The sequence below is a fragment of the Roseomonas alba genome (assembly GCF_019430885.1).
GTDB classification, from domain to species: domain Bacteria; phylum Pseudomonadota; class Alphaproteobacteria; order Acetobacterales; family Acetobacteraceae; genus Neoroseomonas; species Neoroseomonas alba.
Genome location: NZ_JAHYBZ010000005.1, coordinates 106,576 through 125,512, shown reverse-complemented (window position 1 = coordinate 125,512; position 18,937 = coordinate 106,576). Strand labels below are relative to the sequence as shown.

Here is an 18,937-nt window from a genome sequence, read left to right as displayed (position 1 = left end):
GTGCCAGCGGCCAGGCTGCATGGCAGCCTGACGGGGAGAGGCTAAGAGGGGCGGCGCCCCTCTCCGATCCACCCGTGCGCCCCTACTCCGCCGGTTGTGCGGCCGTCTCCTCGCGCCATTCCGGCGCCCGGGCCCAAAGCTCCGGCTTCAGTTCCTCCGGCCGGTCCGGGAAGGCAAAGGCGCAGACCAGCGTCACCACGGCGACACCCGCCAACACCAGCATTGCAACGGCCAGTGAACCGGTCGCCTCGTGGAGGAATCCGACCAGGGGCGAGGCCAGCGCCGCCCCCAGGAAGCCGATGGTGAAGCGGATGGAATACAGTTTCGCCCGCAGTTCCGGCGCGATGTAGCGCGCAGTCATGGTCTCGTTCACCGTCACCTGGCCGAAGACACACGCGGCGACCAGCCCGGCGACCGGCAGTACGGCCCAGCCATCCAGGAAGGACAGCGCGATCAGCCCCGGCACGACAGCGATGCCGAGCGGCAGGAAGACCGCCTTCAGGGTCCGGCTATCGATCATCCGCCCCACGGTGAATTGCGTGGCGCCGCCGCAGATCGTCGCGACGAAGGCCAGTAGCCCGACGACCGGCAGCAGGTCGGGGCTTCTGGCAAGACGTTCCTGCATCAGCTTCGGGATCAGCAGCGTATAGGCATTGAACACCAGGCCCGAGACCACCGCGATCGCCAGCAGGATCAACACGGCCCGGCGCACTACCACGGGCGGGATCGGCGCGAAGGGCCGCCCGCCGCCGCCTGCCTTCAGCGCGTCGAATTCGGGCTCGCGTGCATAGGCCAGACCGACCACGAAGCAGACGGCACCGGGAATGATGAAGGCCCAGCGCCAGCCCAGGCCCGCGGCGATGAAAGCCGTCATAATCGGTGCCGTGGCGACGCCGATATTTCCGAAGACGCCATTGACGCCCATCGCGCGGCCGACCCGGTCGCCGGCAGCCTCGACCAGCATGGCCGTGCCGATCGGGTGATAGACGGCGGCGAAGGCGCCCATCAGCCCCAGGGCGATGCCGACGCCCAGCGGGCTGGCCATCAGCCCGGCCGCTGCCATGAAGAAGCCTGTCCCGAGGAAGAAGCCCGTCATCATGGCGTGCCGGCCTAGCCGTGCCGCGAGCCACCCCATCGGCAGGGCCCCGAGCCCGTAAGTGACGAACATGGCCGTGCCGAGCGTCAGCACCGGCCCGAACTCGGTTCCGAAAATGGCAGGCTCCTGCTGGATCATGGCGAGCACCGCGGTCGCCAGGATCAGAAGGCAGTAGTGGGTGAAGGTATGGGCGGCGTTGATGAACACCACCTGGCGCTGGGCCGGTGTCATGGCTCTTCCTCTCGCCGGGGCGTTCCCCTTGACGTGAGGCAAGCCTAAGCTCGGCCACATGGCAACGTCTGGCCAATTGCTGTCGCCAAACGGCCAGGTCCCGGCTCCACGCCGGGATCTGGTGCAGGACCGCGTGGATCGCCCGCTGGCAGCCTATGCCCGCGACTACCCGGAAGGCGATACGGTGCCGCGGCACAGCCACGACCGCGCGCAACTGCTCTACGCCACCGCGGGCATCATGCGCGTCACCACGGATGCCGAGCACTATACGGTCCCGCCGGCGCGCGCCCTGTGGTTGCCGGCGGGGCTACCGCATGCCGTGGCCATGCCGCGCGGGCTCGCCATGCGCGCGCTGTTCCTGCGCGCCGATGCAGCCCGCGATCTGCCCACGCATCCGGCGGCACTGTCCGTGTCGGCACTGTTGCGCGAGCTGATCCTCGCGGCGTGTGCCGAGCCCCTGGAGTGGGACGAACATGGCCGGGGCGGACATCTCGCCACTCTGATCCTCGAGGAGATCCGGCGTGCCCCGCAACTCCCCATTGCGGTGCCGCAACCGCGCGACGCCCGGCTGCTGCGCCTGACAGCGGCCCTGTCCGCTGATCCCGCCAGCCCACTGACACTGGAGGACTGGGCAACCCGCAGCGGCGCCAGCCCGCGCACCCTGCGCCGCCTGTTCCTGGCCGAAACCGGCATGGGCTTTGCCCGCTGGAGACAGGCGCTTCGGCTCGCCGAGGCCGCTGCCCTGCTGGCGGCTGGCACGCCCCCGGCCCGGGTGGCGGCGGCCGTCGGATATGCCAGCGCACCGGCCTTCGGTGCCGCCTTCAGGGCCATGTTCGGTGCCACGCCAGGCGGCCGCGAGGTAACAGCCAGGGCCCATACCCCGGCTTGAGCGTTGGTATCAGGGTTTCCTACGCGCGCGGCCCACCACACCATGGTGTCATGACGTCCGCCTTCCTTCCCGGCCTGCGCGAGGCCATCGGCGCGCCAGGCGTGGCCATGGCCGCGACCTTCCTCGCCTTCGGGGCTGCTGTGCAGGAAGCCGGGCTCGGGCCCGGCTGGGCCCTGCTCGCCTGTTGGGGGATCTATGGCATGCCTGGACAGCTCGTCCTCGTCCAGGCTGCCGCGGGCGGCTGGGCAGGCGGTGTCGGCAGCGCCGTGATGGGCGCCGTGGCCGTGAACGCCCGGTTCCTGCCCATGGCAGTTTCCCTCACGCCTATGCTGTCGACTGGCGACCGTGGACGACTTCTGCCAGCCGTGCCCTTCATCGCGGTGACGCCCTGGGCTGCCGCGATGCGGTCCCTGCCCGCCATCGAGCGCCAGGCGCGGCTGGGATGGTTCCTCGGCTTCGGGCTGACATCCTGGGTCGTGGCAGGCGCCGCGGCGCTGGCAGGTTTCCATCTTGCCGAATCATTGGGGTCCCAGGCCCGCGCTGCTCTGCTGTTCATCAACCCGCTCTACTACGCACTGCTGCTCGCGGCCGGACTGAACGAGCCCACGCCGCGGCGTGCGATCCTGTGCGGAGCCGGTGCTGCAAGCCTTGCCCTGGTCCTGCCTGCGTCGATGGCCCTGCTGGCAGCCGGAATGGTTGGCGGCACCATCGCCTTCCTACTGGGGCGCCGTCATGCCTCCCGCTGACCTCGCCCTGTTGCTGACGGCGCTGGGGGGACTGGGACTGCGCCTCGCAGGGGTATGGCTGGCCGGTGGCCTGTCCACCGAACATCCCGCCATTGCCTGGGCAACGGCGGTGGCACAGGCCACGCTTGCCGCTTTTGTGACACTGGCGATCGTCGCGCCCGCTGGTGCTTTGGCGGACGTGCCTCTCCCGGCGCGACTGGTCGGGCTGGTGATTGGCGTAACAGTCTGCCTGACGACGCGGCAGAGGCTGCTGCCGGCCCTGATTGCCGGGTTGTTGGCGATGCTGGCAGTGCGGGGTCTTGGCTGAAGGCCTGCGTCGTGTGCTGGAATGCGGCCGTGCCTGCTACCGGGTGTTCATATCATTTCGAATTAGAGCCGAGAGGGGCTTTGCCCCTCCCGGACCCACCCCAGCAAAGGCCGTAAGGCCTTTGCAAACCTCAACCTGGCGCCGTGCACCACTGATAGAACGGTGCCGCGAGCCGCTATGGCGCTTAACGCGCGCTTGGTAAGGCAGAGAGCATACCGGTCCCGGCCCGCTGCGGCGTATCGTGGTCCGAGAATGGCCGCCAGCGTGGTATAGCGGTTTCCGATGGCTTCACCGCTCTGCGGCGAAAGCAAAAGCGCGCGGCTGATCAGCGGTTGCCATGCCTAGCCGGTGCCTCGAACGATCTGAAAGCCTGATGGCTCCGCCCGTAACCTTGGTGGGGCACCGGAAAGCACGTCACGTCCCGGTTCTTTTGCGGCAGACCGAGCGGCACGTCCTGCCGGGTGATATACGCGCTCACATGCGCCAGATCGTCCTCGATACCGAAACCACAGGCTTGGAACCCGCGCAGGGCGACCGTGTCATCGAAGTCGCGGCTGTCGAGCTTGTGAACCTGCTGCCTACCGGTGCGACCTTCCATCGCCTTGTCGATCCGGAGCGGGACATTCCCTCGGAAGCAACACGTGTCCACGGGTTCACCAATGGCGATCTGGCCGGCAAGCCAAAATTCGCCGAGATCGCGCAGGACATGCTCGACTTCCTGGGCGATGCGCCAATCGTCGCGCATAACGCGCCGTTCGACTTCGGATTCCTCGATGCGGAGCTGATCCGCTGTGGCAAGCCGAAACTTGACCGCAGCCGAATGATCGACAGCCTGATGCTGGCCAAGGAACGCTATCCGGGCATGCCGAACAGCCTGGACGCGCTCTGCCGCCGGCTCGGCGTCGATAACTCCATGCGGACGTCGCACAACGCTGTCCTCGACTGCCGACTGCTCGCCGAGGTGTATCTGGAACTGATGGGCGGCAAACAGCCCGGCTTCGAGCTGGCAGCCGCGCTTGCTGGCACGGGTCCGGTATTGGCTGCCGTCGAGACCGTCGCCTGGGTCCCTCGGCCGATCACCGTGCCGGAGGAACGCGCTGCGGCCCATGCAGCCTTTGTCCAGGGCAAGGTGAAGGAAGCGCTGTGGCTCAAGCCGCCCTTCGCCACGGTCGAGAGCGACTGATCGCCTGGACCGTCATCCCGGTGCTTGCATGTCAGCAGCACGCCGGCACGGGCTGCTGGTGATTTCGCTACCCCTTCTGCCGCGGCCAATGGCGTCACGTGGTTGATCGTCGCCCTGGAACCGGATGCTGCGCTGGCAGACGCGGCAATCAGGCGCCAGCATGTCGCTACACGCCCGACACGAGGAGCGGCGAGGAATGTGGATCCTGCTTGGAGTGGTGCTCGGCTTCGCGCTCGGCTGGATCGTCACCAGCGGCGGTGCCCTGATCTATGGCGAACTCGCCCATGTGAGCCAGTTCGAGGGCGCCTACGCCATGGGCGCAGTGTTTGCCCTGGGGCCGATGGGCGGGCTGATCGGCGCTGTCATCGGGGTGTTCCTGGGTGCACGACGTCAGCGTTCGCGCGCGACCCGCACTGATCGGTAAGCTAGCGGAAGCACTGCTTGGCACGGCACCGCTTGTCCTGCCTCTGAAGTCGAGCACCCGCCATTAGTTTCCAAAGGCCTTTCGGCCTTTGGTGGGGCGAGTCTGAGGGGGTCAAAACCCCTCTCAGTTCCACCGCCGCGGATCAGGCCGACCGCAGCAGCCGCATCAACGCAGTGACATGCTCAGGCGGCGTCTGCGGTACGATCCCATGGCCCAGGTTGAAGACGTAGGGCCGACCCCGCATCGCGGCGAGAATGGACCGCGCCTCAGCCTCCAGTGCTGCCCCGCCGGCCACCAGCGCCAGGGGATCGAGATTGCCCTGCAAGGCCATGCCAGGTGGCACGGCCTGCGCTGCCCAGCGCGGATCCATCGCCGTATCCATGGCCGTTGCGTCGACACCGGCCCGCGCAGCGTAATCGGCCAGGAGCGGCCCGGCGAGGCGCGGGAAGCCGATCAGCGGCACGCCCGGACAACGGCGACGCAGGGCACGGGTAATGGAGGCGGTGGGTTCGATCACCCAGCGGCGGAACTGTCCCGGTGACAGCATGCCGGCCCAGGAATCGAACAGCATCAGGGCCTCGGCGCCGGCCTCGACCTGCGCGACGAGATACTCGACCGTGGCCTCCTGCAACGTCCGGATCAGCCGGCCGAACAGCGCCGGATCGGCATAGGCGAGGCCACGTGCAGCCGCGAACTCCTTTGATCCCCGCCCTTCCAGCATGTAGCAGGCGACGGTGAAGCAGCCGCCGGCAAAGCCGATCAGGGTAGTGCGCGGCGCCTCGGTCGCCAGACCGGCGCGGACACGGGCGACAGTTTCCAGGATCGGCGCGACCCGTTCCACGATTGCCGACGGGTTCAACGCGGCAATGGCCTCGGCGCTGCGCAACGGTTCGAGCAGCGGCCCTTCGCCCTCGGCAAAGCGGAGGGGCTGACCGAGCGCCCAGGGCACCATCAGGATGTCGGAGAAGAGGATCGCGCCTTCCATGCCGAAGCGGCGAATGGGTTGGAGCGTTACCTCCGCTGCCAGTTCCGGCGTCGTGCAGAGGGTGATGAAATCCCCGGCGCGAGCGCGGATGTCCCGGTATTCCGGCAGGTAGCGCCCAGCCTGGCGCATCAGCCAGGCGGGCGGTGGCCAGACCGCCTCCCCGGTCAGGGCGCGCAGAAGGGGCTTGGCCGGGGCGGGGAGTTCAGAGCGTTCCATGTCCCCCCGTTAAACAAGCAAAGAGGAATCTTAGAAAGATTGGGATGGCTTTAGGGCCTGTGGATGACGGGGACGCAACCCGTCCCGTCGGTGTCGACAGACTTGTCCACCGGCTATCCACCTTCCGGAAGCGCGGCTGTCGGCATTTTCGGCGTGATACCCACACCCTGCACATCCCTGTCACGGATTCCATGCCATGATCACGATGGATGACCGAACCAGAGAGGTTGTCCCCGCAGGGAGTCCCGGCACCGGATTCCACCCCCGTTATCCACAGTGATTCACGCTATCCTTCCGTCGATGCAGAACCGTCAGATCAACCTTCATCTCGTCTCCGATTCGACCGGCGAGACGCTGAACTCGATCGCGCGCGCGACGCTCGCGCGGTTCGAGAACCATCACGTCATCCATCATCGCTGGTCGCTGGTGCGATCGCGGCTGCAGTTGGATCGCGTGCTGGAAGGCATCGAGCATGAGCCGGGCCCGGTGCTCTACACCCTGGTGGATTCCAGCCTTCGCCTGGCCCTGGAGGAGACCTGCGGGCGCCTTGGGGTCAGCCATTTCTCGCCGCTCGATCCGGTGATGGAACTGCTGCAGGGGGCGATCGGCGAGCGGGCGAAGGAGAAGCGCGCGGCCCAGCATGTGATGGATGCGGATTATTTCCGCCGCATCGACGCCATGCATTACGTGCTTTCGCATGACGACGGCCAGGGCACTCAGGGGATCCGCAATGCGGATGTCGTGCTGGTGGGGGTGTCGCGGTCGTCCAAGACGCCGACCTGCTTCTACCTGGCCAATCGCGGTATCAAGGCGGCGAACGTTCCGCTTGTGCCTGGCGCACCGATCCCCGAGGCACTTGAGAACCCGCCCTGTCCGGTGATCGGATTGCATATCGACATGAATGCGCTGATCGACATTCGCCGGCATCGGTTGAAGATCATCGGCGCGGGCGGCGTCCGCCAGGATGCGACGGATTACATCGATCCGGAGGCCGTGAAGGCCGAGATCGTCGCGGCGCGGCGCCTCTGCACCTCGCGCGGTTGGCCGGTCATCGACGTGACCCGGCGCAGCATCGAGGAAACTGCGGCGACCATCCTGCAACTGATGGAATCCTGGCACGCCCGCCGGAAGGATGCGGCCATGGCCGTTGCGCCGGAGGATCCTGCTGCGGCCGTGCTCGGCGCATCCCCGGGGCGCGCGTGAGCCGTTGGCAGGCGGCTGAGCCGCGTCTGGTGCTCGCTTCGGCCTCGGCCGCGCGGCGGGCCGTGCTGGAGGCCGCCGGGCTGCGCTTCGAGGCGGTCCCTGCTGCGGTGGACGAGGCCGCGATCAAGGAGGCTGCCCAGGTCGAGGCGATCCCGCCAGCCGATGCGGCGCTCATCCTCGCTGATGCCAAGGCTGAGCGCATCGCGCGCCGCGATCCGGATGCGTTGGTGGTCGGCTGCGACCAGCTTCTGGTCTGCGATGGGCGTTGGTTCGACAAGCCCGTGGATGTGGCTGCGGCACGCAGCCACCTCCTGGCGTTGCGTGGCCGGACGCATGAACTCGTGACCGCGGTGGTATGTCATCGTCATGGCCAGCGCATCTGGCAGCATGTTGCCCGGCCACGGCTCAGGATGCGGGCGTTCTCCGAGGCGTTTCTCGACACCTATCTGGCAATCGAGGCGGATCACGTGACGCAGTCGGTCGGGGCTTATCGCCTGGAAGGACCGGGCGTGCAGCTATTCGATGAGGTGAAGGGCGAACACAGCGCGATCCTCGGTCTGCCGCTGCTGCCGTTGCTGGATTTCCTGCGCCAGCATCGTGTGCTGCTGCCCTAACGGCCTTTCGGATGCTCGCGAGCGGACGAGGGCCGCCGCGGGCGAAAGACGCCGACGGTGGGATGGATGGCGCCGGAAGCCGGTTCGACGGCCCATTCTCAAGAATGGCCTCACAGGCTTTGGCGCCGTCGCGTCGGTGTCGCAAAGCCCATCGGCCTCAAGGGCAAGATCGGCAGCGTCAGCAGGACGGTCTATGACAGGGGCAACGATGGCGTCGTGCCGGCACGGCTTTGCTGTGGCCTGACGCCGGCCACGCCATCGGTCAGGAAGAACACACCGCCATACATCAAGGTCCGCCAACGGCGCCGCCGAAAGTCAACCGGATAGAGCCGTCCGTCGGGGCGGATCAGCGGCCCGCGGTCGATTGGCTGCGCAGTTCCCGGGCACGGGCGAGAACGCGGTCCTCGAGTTCCGCCGACGTAGCCGGGGTCACCAGCGCATCCGTCCAGTTGTTGCCTTGCCGGACCTGGCGGAACACCGAAATGCGGACACCATCCGAACGAAGCTGCCGGCCCATGACATAGGCCGTCGCCTTGAAGCGTTCGGTCGAGGTGCCCGGCGGCGAATACCAGTCGGTGATGATCACGCCGCCGAAGGGGTCGGCCGAGGCCAGCGGCATGAAGGACAGCGTGTCCAGGGTGGCCCGCCACAGATAGGCGTTCACCCCGAGCCCGGCCCCGCCGCCGCCGCTGCCGCCATCCGAGCTATCGCTGTTGCGCGGCCGCGACGTGCCGAACAACACGATGCCGTCATCCTGGCCGGTCAGTCGGCCTCGCACACGATCACGTCCGGACTGGGAGGTGTATTCGTCCCGGCCAACGTTGCGGACTTCGTTCGAATCACTGCACGCACCGATCACGGTGACGGCTGCGAGAGCGACGAACAGGGCCGCTGGGCGGCGCCGAGGGGGGGCGGCACGGGTCATGGGGGCGTGTTGTAGCCTTGGAACCGTGGCGCTGAAAAGGCGATCCGGGGAAATGAGGCTTCAGCCTTCTGAAATGTCTCGCAGATCGGTGGCTTCTGGCCGCCCGCCGGCGGATTGCCGCCCATGCAGGGTCCGGTAGGCGGCCTCCAGGCCCCGTGCATAGCGCGGCGTGTCAAACAGCGGGCAATCGGGAAGGTTCGCCACCAGTCGCGCCCGGATTGCGGCCAGCGCGGCGCGGTCCCCGGCGAGCGCAATGGCGCGCGCCTCGAAGGCGTCCTCGCTGTCGACGATCATGTCGGGCAGGCCGACCGCCGACAGCAGGCTCGCGGCCACGCGGCCGGCGAAGGCCTGGCCAAGGCACGTCAATACCGGCAGCCCGGCGCCGAGCGCGTCGCAGGCGGTGGTGTGAGCATTATAGGGCAGGGTATCGAGAAACAGGTCGGCGAGGGCGTGTCGGCCCAGGTGATCGGCGTGATCAACGCGCCCGGCCATGACCAGCCGCGCCGGATCAATGCCCCGGGCCTCGGCTGCGGCCTTCAGGTTGCGCGTCGCCGGCGCGTTCTCCTCCCGCAGCCACAGCACCGAGCCCGGCACGGCGGCGAGGATACGCATCATACTGTCGAAGGCACCGGGCAGGATCTTGTGGGTGTTGTTGAAACAACAGAAGACCACGCCATCCTCGGGCAGGCCGAACTGCGCGCGGGTGAGCCCGGCAATGGTGATCTCGCGCAGGTTGTCGGTCGGCATGAAGCAGTGGGGCAGGCGCACCGGCTTCTCGGCGTAGAACCGCTCCGCGCCCTCCGGCAGGGTCACGGCATCGCCGATGACATAGTCCATGAAAGGCGCGCCCATGGTCCCCGGATAGCCCAGGAAGACCGCCTGCACAGGCGCGATGCCATGAGCGAAAAGGGCAGTGCGCGAATCCCCCGTATAGCCATTGAGGTCGAGCGCGATATCGAGATCGAGGCTGCGCAGATGTGCGATCGCCGCCACATCCGGCATGGTCGAGACGTCGTGGAAATGCTCGACCGCGGCACGGATACGGGTCTGCACCGGGTCGCCGGTCAGCTTGCCGAGCGATATGGCATGCACCTCGAAAGCATCGCGATCATGCAGTTCCAGAAGCCGCGCCATCAAATGACCGACGGCGTGTTCGCGCAGTTCCCCGCTGACATAGCCGATGCGGATGCGCCCGCCATCGGGCCGCGCTGGCAGGGCCGAACGCCGCACGGGCTGGTTCTCCCGCGCATGGGTCGTGGCGCTGCGCAGATGCAGGGCGGGATCATCGGCGATGCAGAGCGATTCAAAAGGCGGCAAGCGGAGCCTGCCATCGGCCGCTCCGGCGAGGACGGCATCCCGCGTTGCCGCAAAATCCGTCCAGTCGCAGAGACGCAGCCGGTTGAACAACAGCATGGCCTGTGCCGCATCGGGGTGCTGCCCCTGCGGTAGGGTCACGGCGCGCGCGAAGGCCGCGACTGCGCCCTCCGCATCCTTGGCCGCAAGCCGGATGTTTCCGGTGACGAGTTGCACGGATCGCGACGCCGGATAACGCATGGCGGCACGGTCGATGGTGGACAGCGCTTCCTCGAAGCGGCGCAGGCCGGATAGCGCAAGGGCGCGGCCGATCAGTCCCCGTTCGAGCTCGGGCTGGCGTCGGGTCACTTCGTCGAAGACGGCGAGGGCGGGCGCATAGTCCGTGAGGTTCAGCAGCCCTTGTCCCAGTGTTGTCAGCAACTGGATCGTCGCGCCGCGCTTCTGGACCCGATCGCGCAGGAAGCCGACCGCCTCCCGGTTGCGGCCGAGGCGTTGCAGCGCCGCGCCCAGATGTGCCGCGGCAGGAGCGTGGCCGGGATCGGCGATCAGCGCTGCCTCGAATGCGGCCAGTGCTTCCTCGGTCCGGTCGAGTGCCATGAGGCAGGTGCCGAGGTTGTTGTGGAAATCGGCATCGATGCCAGGGAGACGCCGGGCGGCGATGGTGCGATAGGCTTCCAGCGCCTCGCTGTGACGGCCGAGCTCGAGCAGCCCGTCGGCCAGGTTGAAATGGGCGAAGGCGAAGCCGGGCTCCGCCTCGATGGCGCGGCGGAAGGCCTGCACCGCTTCGGGCTGGCGGCCCAAGCCGCGCAGCACATTGCCCAAGTCATTGAGCAGATTGGGATCTTTCGGTGCCTTGCCGACCGCGGCACGAAGATGCGTCAGCGCCTGAGCTGCCTCACCCTTGGCGAACAGCGCGAGGCCGAGCAGGCGGTTGACCTGGATGCCGCCGCGGTCCTGCGGCAAGGCGCGGCGATAGCAGTGGATCGCCTCATCGAGCCGGCCTGCCTGATGCAGAGCGACGCATTGGCGCAGATCGACGGCGGCCGCCATGGCCGGTCCCCTTCGGAAAACAGGCCGAGGGCTGATGCTGCCCCCCAAAAAGGAAGGGCGGCAGGGTTTCCCCTGCCGCCCCCGGTGCTTCGACCCCGAAGGATCAGAAGGCGAGGCGGATACCCACGATGCCGACGTTGATCGACCGGGTGTTGCCGCCGTTGAACTGAGCCAGCGTCGTGCCGGTCCGGGCGCCCACCGTGGTCGGAGCCGCCAGGTAGCGCGCGTTGGACGGCTGACCGCCCATCGGCACGTTCTCGTCGGTGATGTTGTTGTACAGACCGAAGAGCACCAGGCCCGGAGCGAGGTTGTAGGCCACGCCGAGGCCCCACAGGTCCTGACGACGGTCGTCGAGGTCCGTGTAGGCGACGGTGGTGGCCGAGGTGCGGACGGCGGACACGCCGTTGCCCTGCCAGCCCTGGCCCCACACGGCACCGAACACGAGCGGACCCATGGTGTAGGTCAGACCAAGCAGGTAGTGCTGAGAGTTATCAACACCAGCGGCAACGGCGGTCCGGCCAACCGAGGCGCCGCGATACGCACCCCAGGTGTATTCACCACCGAAGGAGAAGCCGTAGCCGGTCAGCACGAGGCCTGCGGTGTAGGCATAGACGTTTTGCGCACGCGGGTTCCCGACCGCGCCAAGCGCCTGACCGGCGCCATTCAGCGACGGGGGCGACGCCCACATACCGCCAAGACCGGCGATGACGCCCACCGGGCCGAAGGTTCCGCGGTAGCGGACGGCGGCCGACATCTCGTTCTCGATGCCGAGGCGGTCGCGCTGCGCCGCAGTCGTCGAGCCCTCGTTGTTGGTGCGCTCACCTTCGCCAGAGTTGGCAGCGTAAGACACGCCGAAATCAAAGCCGGCGAACTGCGGCGACAGGTAGATGACCTTCGTCGCGTCGTTACCGTCGTTGATGCCCGACATGATATAAGGCGAGCTGTCAGTCAGGCCAGTCTGGACGATGAACTCGTCCCATTCGGCGTCACCACCGAGGGCCTGGGAGGCCGGAGCGCGAACCTGCAACAGCGAGGCAGCGCTATCTTCCTGACCGAAGCGGAAGGTGCCGAGTCCATCGAAGCCGATGTACCCGTACAGTTCGTCGAAGGACACTGTGGTGCCGTCACCCGCAGTGGCGACCACGTTGTCCATCTGCATTTCGAAGACGGCACCGTAGGTGATGCCGTTCGAGGTGCGGCCGTCAACGAAGATGTTCAGTTCGGCGTCGTTGCGGAAGTCATAGCGCGAACGAGAGCGCGCGTTGTTAACCGGCTGCCCGAACGTCGTTCCAGCGTTGGAAGGCACCGATGTGCCCGGGCGGCCCGTCGTGGCAGCACCGGTCGTCAAGTTGCCCGTGTAGGCGCCCACCGAGGTGTTCTGGTTCGCGAAGTTGCGGCTGCGGCCGTAGTCCCAGTCGTCCTGGACCATCGCACCCGTGAAGGCGAAGTAGCCACCGAGGCGGATGGTGAGACCACCAGCGCCGGCCATCGCCGGCGTCGGCGCCTGCACGACCTGGGTGTTCGGGGCAGACGGGCCAACGTTCAGCGGCGTCGGCGCGACGCCAACAGTCCCCGGAGCGGTGGGAACGGTCACGCCCTGGCCAACACGACCACCACCACCCTGCGTCGTCTGGGCGAAAGCCCCCGGCGCGAGCAGGGCGGCGCCGACAACAGCGGTCGTCCCCAGCAGAATCTTGCGCATTCAAGTCCTCCTCATCGCCGGCGAGCCGGCAGTTCCGACGGCCGCCCTGCCCCCCCGGACAGGGTCCGCCGCCGCATTCCTCCCAATACGGGCGGAAGGGCGGCGTCGTGGCCTGGGCCGACTATGTCCTGGCCCAGCGCCGGGCGGCAACCGCCGAGACGCCCACGCCGCGACTTACCTGAGACAGTGTGGCGGGTGCGCCACAGCCTGTGGCGCGAGCCCGTCGATCGCCGCCAAGCCCGCGGCACGCCGCGGAACGCGCCCGGCCGTTGCGGCCGCGACCCCCCCGAGCGCCATTGCGGGTATGCCGAGGCGGCGTGCTGCCACCCCCCAGCGCAAGGGCCCCAGGGCCGGTGCCCCGGGGTGCGACCGTGTCGCAAAAAGCGGCGACAGGAAAACGAAATCGGGCCGCAGCCGCCGGACCCGTGCCGCGGCTGTCCGACCGCCATGGGCGGCAAGGGTCAGCAATGCCCCTGGCGCCCCCGCCTGGCGGGCACGCAGGAAGGGAAGCAGGCCGAGGCTCACGCGGCGTTCGGGCAGATGCAGTCCCGAGCCGCTTCGCAACGCGGCCCGGCCGTCCCCGGCCACCAGCAGAACGAGGCCCCGCCGACGGGCGAGCCGCACCAGCCCGGCCAGCACCGGCGCCGACAGGCCGCGCGCCAGCACGCCGGACCCGCGCGGTAGCGTGGCCGCCGCCGGGCGCGGATCGGGCAGACGCACAGGATCGGAGACGAGCCACAGCACGGGCAGCTTACGCCCGCGTCGCCGTGCCGGGACGATCTGCCGGGCCCGTGCCGCTACACTATTCATGGTGAGGATGGATTCCGGTCCACGCCGATCTGTCCTAACCTGCCTGCCCCATGACCACCGATACCGATATCGCCGCCAACCTGGCCGCCATCCGCGCCAGGATCGCCGAGGCCTGCATCCGCGCCAACCGGGATCCGGGCGCGGTCACACTGGTCGCCGTGTCCAAGACCCATCCCCAGGAGGCCGTGATCGCCGCGCTGGCCGCGGGCCAGACCATCTTCGGCGAGAACCGTGTGCAGGAGGCCCAGGCCAAATTCCCAGGCCTGCGCGCCGGACACCCGTCCATGCGCCTGCACATCATCGGCGGCCTCCAGACCAACAAGGCGCGCGATGCCGTGGCCGTAGCCGACGTAATCGAGAGCATCGACCGGCCCAAGCTCGCCGCGGCCATCGCCGATGCCATGGCGAAGACCGGCCGGCGCCCGGATTGCCTCATCCAGGTGAACACCGGCGACGAGGCCCAGAAATCCGGCATTCCCCGTGCCGAGGCCGATGCCTTCATCCGCGCCGCCCATGGGGAATACGGCCTGCCCGTCACCGGCCTGATGTGCATTCCCCCTGTCGAAGGCGACCCCCGCCCGCATTTCGCCTATCTCAGGGAATTGGCCGCCCGGCATGGCCTGTCCGTGCTCTCGATGGGCATGAGCGGGGATTTCGAGGCCGCGATCGCCGAGGGCGCCACCCATGTCCGGGTCGGCACCGCGATCTTCGGCCACCGCCCCGCGCCGGCCTGACGGTCCCGCCCGATCTTGACGCGGGCGCGCGCAAGCGGGATGCACGGCTCGGTCCCGCACAGCCAAGGCCTTCCATGACCCGCGTCTTCTCCGGCATCCAGCCCTCGGGCGTGCCCACCCTCGGCAACTACCTCGGCGCCATCCGCAACTGGGTGCCGCTGCAGGACACGCATGAGGCGATCTATTGCGTCGTCGACCTGCATGCGATCACCCAGTGGCAGGACCCCGCCGATCTGCGCCGCCAGACGCGCGAGATGGCCGCGACGCTGATTGCCTGCGGCCTCGACCCCAAGCGCTGCGTGCTGTTCGTGCAGTCGCATGTGCGCGCGCATGCCGAACTCGCCTGGATCTTCAACTGCGTGGCCCGTCTCGGCTGGCTCAACCGCATGACGCAGTTCAAGGACAAGGCCGGCAAGAACCAGGAGGCTGTCTCCTCGGGCCTGTATGTCTATCCGAACCTGATGGCGGCCGACATCCACGCCTACCACGCCACGAAGGTGCCGGTGGGCGAGGACCAGAAGCAGCATCTCGAACTCGCCAACGACATCGCGCAGAAGTTCAACCACGACTACGGCGTGGACTTCTTCCCCAACATCGACCCGCTGATCCAGGGCGTGGCCGCGCGGGTGATGTCGCTGCGCGACGGCACCAAGAAGATGTCGAAGTCCGATCCCTCGGACCAGTCGCGCATCAACCTCAACGACGACCCGGACACCATCGCGCAGAAGATCAAGCGGGCGAAGACCGACCCCGAGCCGCTGCCGGAGCACATGGCCGGCTTCGAAGGCCGGCCCGAGGCGCGCAACCTGGTCGGGATCCTCGCCGCCATCACCGATACCCTGCCGGAGAACGTGCTGCGCGAGCATGGCGGCCAGGGCTTCGGCGCCTTCAAGACCGTGCTGGCCGACGCGCTGATCGCCCACCTCGCACCGATCCAGGCGGAGCTGAAGCGGCTGCTCGAGGATCCCGGCGCGCTGGATGCGGCGCTGCGGACGGGGGCGGATCAGGCCTCGGCGATCGCCGAGCCGATCGTCGCCAAGACGCGCGACATCGTCGGGTTCCTGCCGGCGAAGTAAGTGCCGGCGGGGCTCCGCCCCAAGCACACGAAGACGGAGCACTGACAGGGAGGGGCTTTGACCCATCCCGTGGCCCCGCGAACTATGATTTTCGCGCTCATGGGCAAGGCCCCTCCTGTCACCGCCTCTGACCAGGGGGGGCGGGCATCCGCTCCGCCTCCGGTTTGCGCCGACGGGGCGGCGGCGCCAGCGGCACCGCGGGTGCCGAGGGCAGGGCCCGGGCTTCGAGCCCGCGCCGCACGAGGCTTGCCCAGGCCTCCTCCGGCGTGTCGACGATGTCGAACAGGGCGAGGTCCTTCTCGTCGATCATCCCTTCTTCGGCCAGCAGGGGCAGGTTCACCGCGCCTTCCCAGAAGGCCCGGCCGACCAGCACGATCGGCCGCGGCGTCGCCTTGCCGGTCTGCACCAGGGTCAGCAACTCGAACAACTCGTCGAAAGTGCCGAACCCGCCGGGAAACACCGCGAGCGCATTGGCACGCATGGCCAGGTGCATCTTGCGCATCGCGAAATAATGGAAGCGGAAGGTCAGTGCCGGCGTCGACCATGCATTCGGGTATTGCTCATGCGGCAGGGTGATGTTGAAGCCGATGGACGGCGCCCCGGCTTCCGCCGCGCCGCGGTTCGCCGCCTCCATGATCCCTGGCCCGCCGCCGGTCGCGATGACGTTGTCCCGTGGCGCGCCCGTTACCGCGAGCGCACCGCCGCGCAGCGAGACGATGCGGGCGAAGGCGCGGGCATCTTCATACAGCCGGGATCGGTCCGCCGCGTGCTTCGCGGCGCGCTTCTCGGTCGGCGTCCTGGCGCTCGCGGTCAGTGCCGCGGCCTGTTCGGGGCTGGGGATGCGCGCTGATCCGAACACCACCACCGTCGATCGCACGCCCCAGTCGCGCAGCGCATATTCCGCCTTGGCGAACTCCATGCCGAAGCGGAAGGGACGCATTTCGTCCCGCAGCAGGAACTCCTGGTCTTCGATGGCAAGGAGGTAGGAGCGGGAGCGCTTCTGGGCGCCATTGTCGGGCATGTCTGTCTCGCTTCGGTCTCGGTCCGATTCCGGCTTGCCGCCTGGCCGGCCACGGCCCCATCGTAACCCCAAGGCTGGCGGAGCACCGAACGGCCAGAGGGAAGGAAGCATCCATGAAGCGTTTGGCCGCGGCGCTCGGCGCCGCCCTGCTGCTCGTTGCGCCTGCGGCCGTGGCCCAGGGGCGCGGTGATCCCAATGCGCTGCGCATCAAGACCTTCGGCGACCTGCGCTCGGTCGACCCCTTCATCAGTCCCGAATACATGGCCCGCAACCATGGCTACATGGTTTACGACACGCTCTTCGCGCTGGATTCCCAGCTTCGCGTGCGGCCGCAGATGGTCGAGCGCTTCACCACCAGCGACGACGGCAGGACCTGGACCTTCACCCTGCGGGAGGGTCTGGCCTTCCATGACGGCGCGCCGGTCACCACCGAGGATGTGATCGCCTCCCTGCGCCGCTGGGCGGTGCGGGACGGGCTCGGGCAGCAGCTCGTCGCGCTGGCGACGGCGATCGAGCCGGTGGATGCGCGGACCTTCCGCATCGTGCTGCGCGAGCCGTTCGGGCTGATGCTCCAGGCACTGTCCAAGCCATCCGGCCAGCCACCCTTCATCATGCCCGCGCGCATCGCCGCGACGCCGGCGACGACGCCGATCACCGACCCCATCGGCTCTGGTCCCTTCAGCCTGCGGCGGGAGGATTGGCGCGTCGGCGACCGTGTCACCTATCGCCGCAACGCCGCCTACGTGCCGCGGAATGAGCAGCCGGATGGCCTCGCCGGCGGCAAGCGCGCGGGCATCGAACGTGTCGAATGGGTCTATCTGCCGGATGCGCAGACGGCGCTGAATGCGCTCACGACCGGCGAACTCGACATCTTCGAGGAATTGCCGCCCGACCTGTTCCCCGTGGTGCGGCAGAACCGCAACCTGCGCATCGGCCCGCAGGACAGTGTCGGTGTGCAGGCCATCTTCCGCATGAACCAGGCGACCCCGCCCTTCGACAATCCGCGCCTGCGCCAGGCGATGCGGCTGATGGTGGACCCGGCCTTCGCCATGCCGGCCTACATGACCGATCCCAGCCTGTGGCGCGATTGCCGGTCCTTCTACACCTGTACCTCGCCCTATCGGACCGAGGCTGGCTGGGTGGGCCCGAACCTCGACGCCGCGCGGCGCGCGGTGGCGGAAAGCGGCTATGACGGGACCCCCATCGTCATTCTCGACGCGCAGGATTCCACCATCAGCCACACCTTCGCGTTGGTCTCAGCGGACCTGCTGCGCCAGGTCGGCCTGACCGTCGATGTCCAGGCCATGGATTGGGCGACGCTGATCCAGCGCCGCCTGTCACGCAACCCGGTGAACCAGGGCGGCTGGGCGCTGTTCGTCTCGGCACCGACGGGCCTCGATGGCATGGACCCCTCCGGCCACAACGCCATGCGGTCCGCCTGCGAGCGCACGGCGCTGCCCGGCTGGCCCTGCGATGCCGAGATGGAACGCCTGCGCGACGCCTTCATCGCCGCGAGCAGCGACTCTCAGCGCGCCGAGGCCGCCGAGGCCTATCACCGCCGCGCCACGGAAACCGTGCCCTACGTCCCGCTCGGCCAGTTCTCCCTGGTGCGAGGCTATTCGGCGCGGCTCCAGGGCATCCTCGATTCCCCCGTTCCCGTGTACTGGAACATTTCCAAGGCCGCACAGTGAGGCTCACGCCATGAAGGATTCGACGCGGGCGAAGCTCGCCGAGGTTTCGACCGCCACATTGACCACAGTGCTGTTCAAGCGCGGGTTTCGCAATGTGTTCCTCTCGCTCGCGCCGCTCAGCGTGGAGGCGCCGCGTATGGTCGGGCCGGCCTACACCCTGCGCACCATCCCGGCGCGCGAGGACCTCGATACCCTCGACGTCTTCAAGGACCCCACGCATCCGCAGCGCAAGGGCGTGGAGGAATGCCCGCCCGGCGCCGTCTTCGTCATCGACAGCCGCGCGGATGCGCGGGCGGCCAGCGCGGGCGGCATCCTCATCACGCGGCTGAAGATGCGCGGCGTGGCGGGCGCGGTCACCGATGGCGGCTTCCGCGACAGTCCGGAGATCGCGCAGATGGGCTGGCCCGCCTACCACGCCACCCCCTCGGCGCCGACCAACCTGATCCATCATCATTGCGTGGACCTGAATGTGCCGGTCGCCTGCGCGGGCGTTGGCGTGCATCCCGGCGACATCATGGTCGGCGACGGGGAAGGCGTGGTCTGCATCCCCGCCCACATCGCCGACGAGGTCGCCGAGGAAGCCTTCGAACAGACGGTCTTCGAGGATTTCGTGCAGGAACGCGTCGCCGCAGGCCACACGATCCGCGGGCTCTATCCGATGACCGATCCGGCGAACAGGCCGCTGTTCGAGGCGTGGCGAAAAGAGAGGGGGCGCTGACC

At 68.2% G+C, this 18,937-nt stretch carries 18 protein-coding genes; 11 read left to right on the top strand and 7 right to left on the bottom strand.

Annotated features, from left to right (window positions below; genetic code table 11):
• Window positions 1-82: 82 nt before the first annotated feature.
• Window positions 83-1,327, bottom strand: a complete 1,245-nt coding sequence (locus KPL78_RS15185) for an MFS transporter (protein WP_219763829.1) — start codon at window positions 1,325-1,327, stop codon at window positions 83-85.
• Between the two features lie 133 nt (window positions 1,328-1,460).
• Between KPL78_RS15185 and KPL78_RS15180 the strand changes: the two genes are divergently transcribed.
• The 5 genes from KPL78_RS15180 to KPL78_RS15160 all read left to right on the top strand — a co-directional run bounded on the left by KPL78_RS15180 (window position 1,461) and on the right by KPL78_RS15160 (window position 4,876).
• Window positions 1,461-2,216 carry an AraC family transcriptional regulator gene (locus KPL78_RS15180; RefSeq protein ID WP_369412762.1) on the top strand — a complete coding sequence of 252 codons (756 nt, stop codon included), beginning with the start codon at window positions 1,461-1,463 and terminating at the stop codon, window positions 2,214-2,216.
• A 50-nt stretch (window positions 2,217-2,266) separates the two neighbouring features.
• Entirely contained in the window at window positions 2,267-2,962 is a 696-nt protein-coding gene (locus KPL78_RS15175; protein ID WP_219763827.1) for an AzlC family ABC transporter permease, read from the top strand.
• Window positions 2,949-3,269 carry an AzlD domain-containing protein gene (locus KPL78_RS15170; protein ID WP_219763826.1) on the top strand — a complete coding sequence of 107 codons (321 nt, stop codon included), beginning with the start codon at window positions 2,949-2,951 and terminating at the stop codon, window positions 3,267-3,269. Before KPL78_RS15175 ends, KPL78_RS15170 begins: the two co-directional genes overlap by 14 nt.
• A gap of 478 nt (window positions 3,270-3,747) precedes the next feature.
• Window positions 3,748-4,452, top strand: coding sequence for a DNA polymerase III subunit epsilon (dnaQ, locus tag KPL78_RS15165; protein WP_219763825.1), 705 nt, complete (start codon window positions 3,748-3,750; stop codon window positions 4,450-4,452).
• A 196-nt stretch (window positions 4,453-4,648) separates the two neighbouring features.
• On the top strand, window positions 4,649-4,876 hold the full coding sequence (locus KPL78_RS15160) for a hypothetical protein (RefSeq protein ID WP_219763824.1): 228 nt from the start codon (window positions 4,649-4,651) through the stop codon (window positions 4,874-4,876).
• A 142-nt stretch (window positions 4,877-5,018) separates the two neighbouring features.
• Here the strand turns inward: KPL78_RS15160 and hemE are convergent, their stop codons facing one another.
• On the bottom strand, window positions 5,019-6,077 hold the full coding sequence (hemE, locus tag KPL78_RS15155) for a uroporphyrinogen decarboxylase (protein ID WP_219763823.1): 1,059 nt from the start codon (window positions 6,075-6,077) through the stop codon (window positions 5,019-5,021).
• A 300-nt stretch (window positions 6,078-6,377) separates the two neighbouring features.
• Between hemE and KPL78_RS15150 the strand changes: the two genes are divergently transcribed.
• Both KPL78_RS15150 and KPL78_RS15145 read left to right on the top strand, forming a co-directional pair.
• Entirely contained in the window at window positions 6,378-7,280 is a 903-nt protein-coding gene (locus KPL78_RS15150) for a pyruvate, water dikinase regulatory protein (protein ID WP_219763822.1), read from the top strand.
• Complete coding sequence (locus KPL78_RS15145) at window positions 7,277-7,894, top strand: Maf family protein (protein WP_219763821.1); 618 nt, start codon at window positions 7,277-7,279, stop codon at window positions 7,892-7,894. The genes KPL78_RS15150 and KPL78_RS15145 overlap by 4 nt, the downstream gene beginning before the upstream one ends.
• 346 nt (window positions 7,895-8,240) lie before the next feature.
• On the opposite strand, the gene KPL78_RS15140 is transcribed toward KPL78_RS15145, so the two are convergent.
• The 4 genes from KPL78_RS15140 to KPL78_RS15125 form a co-directional block, all read right to left on the bottom strand.
• Window positions 8,241-8,672 carry a DUF3576 domain-containing protein gene (locus tag KPL78_RS15140; protein ID WP_369412761.1) on the bottom strand — a complete coding sequence of 144 codons (432 nt, stop codon included), beginning with the start codon at window positions 8,670-8,672 and terminating at the stop codon, window positions 8,241-8,243.
• A 207-nt stretch (window positions 8,673-8,879) separates the two neighbouring features.
• The gene (locus KPL78_RS15135; protein WP_219763819.1) at window positions 8,880-11,183 is read right to left on the bottom strand and encodes an O-linked N-acetylglucosamine transferase, SPINDLY family protein; all 2,304 of its coding nucleotides are present in this window, start codon (window positions 11,181-11,183) and stop codon (window positions 8,880-8,882) included.
• 103 nt (window positions 11,184-11,286) lie between these two features.
• Window positions 11,287-12,885 (bottom strand): porin, encoded by a 1,599-nt coding sequence (locus tag KPL78_RS15130; RefSeq protein ID WP_219763818.1) that lies wholly within the window; start codon window positions 12,883-12,885, stop codon window positions 11,287-11,289.
• A gap of 174 nt (window positions 12,886-13,059) precedes the next feature.
• On the bottom strand, window positions 13,060-13,695 hold the full coding sequence (locus KPL78_RS15125; protein WP_219763817.1) for a thiamine phosphate synthase: 636 nt from the start codon (window positions 13,693-13,695) through the stop codon (window positions 13,060-13,062).
• Between the two features lie 50 nt (window positions 13,696-13,745).
• Between KPL78_RS15125 and KPL78_RS15120 the strand changes: the two genes are divergently transcribed.
• Together KPL78_RS15120 and trpS are read left to right on the top strand one after the other, a co-directional pair.
• A complete protein-coding gene (locus tag KPL78_RS15120) occupies window positions 13,746-14,429 on the top strand; it encodes a YggS family pyridoxal phosphate-dependent enzyme (RefSeq protein WP_219763816.1) in 684 nt (227 codons plus the stop codon).
• Window positions 14,430-14,503: 74 nt separating this feature from the next.
• Window positions 14,504-15,505 (top strand): tryptophan--tRNA ligase, encoded by a 1,002-nt coding sequence (gene trpS, locus KPL78_RS15115; protein WP_219763815.1) that lies wholly within the window; start codon window positions 14,504-14,506, stop codon window positions 15,503-15,505.
• 118 nt (window positions 15,506-15,623) lie between these two features.
• On the opposite strand, the gene KPL78_RS15110 is transcribed toward trpS, so the two are convergent.
• The gene (locus KPL78_RS15110; RefSeq protein ID WP_219763814.1) at window positions 15,624-16,526 is read right to left on the bottom strand and encodes an LOG family protein; all 903 of its coding nucleotides are present in this window, start codon (window positions 16,524-16,526) and stop codon (window positions 15,624-15,626) included.
• 113 nt (window positions 16,527-16,639) lie between these two features.
• Between KPL78_RS15110 and KPL78_RS15105 the strand changes: the two genes are divergently transcribed.
• Complete coding sequence (locus tag KPL78_RS15105; protein WP_219763813.1) at window positions 16,640-18,217, top strand: ABC transporter substrate-binding protein; 1,578 nt, start codon at window positions 16,640-16,642, stop codon at window positions 18,215-18,217.
• Window positions 18,218-18,227: 10 nt separating this feature from the next.
• Window positions 18,228-18,935 (top strand): ribonuclease activity regulator RraA, encoded by a 708-nt coding sequence (locus KPL78_RS15100; protein ID WP_219763812.1) that lies wholly within the window; start codon window positions 18,228-18,230, stop codon window positions 18,933-18,935.
• Window positions 18,936-18,937 lie beyond the last annotated feature (2 nt).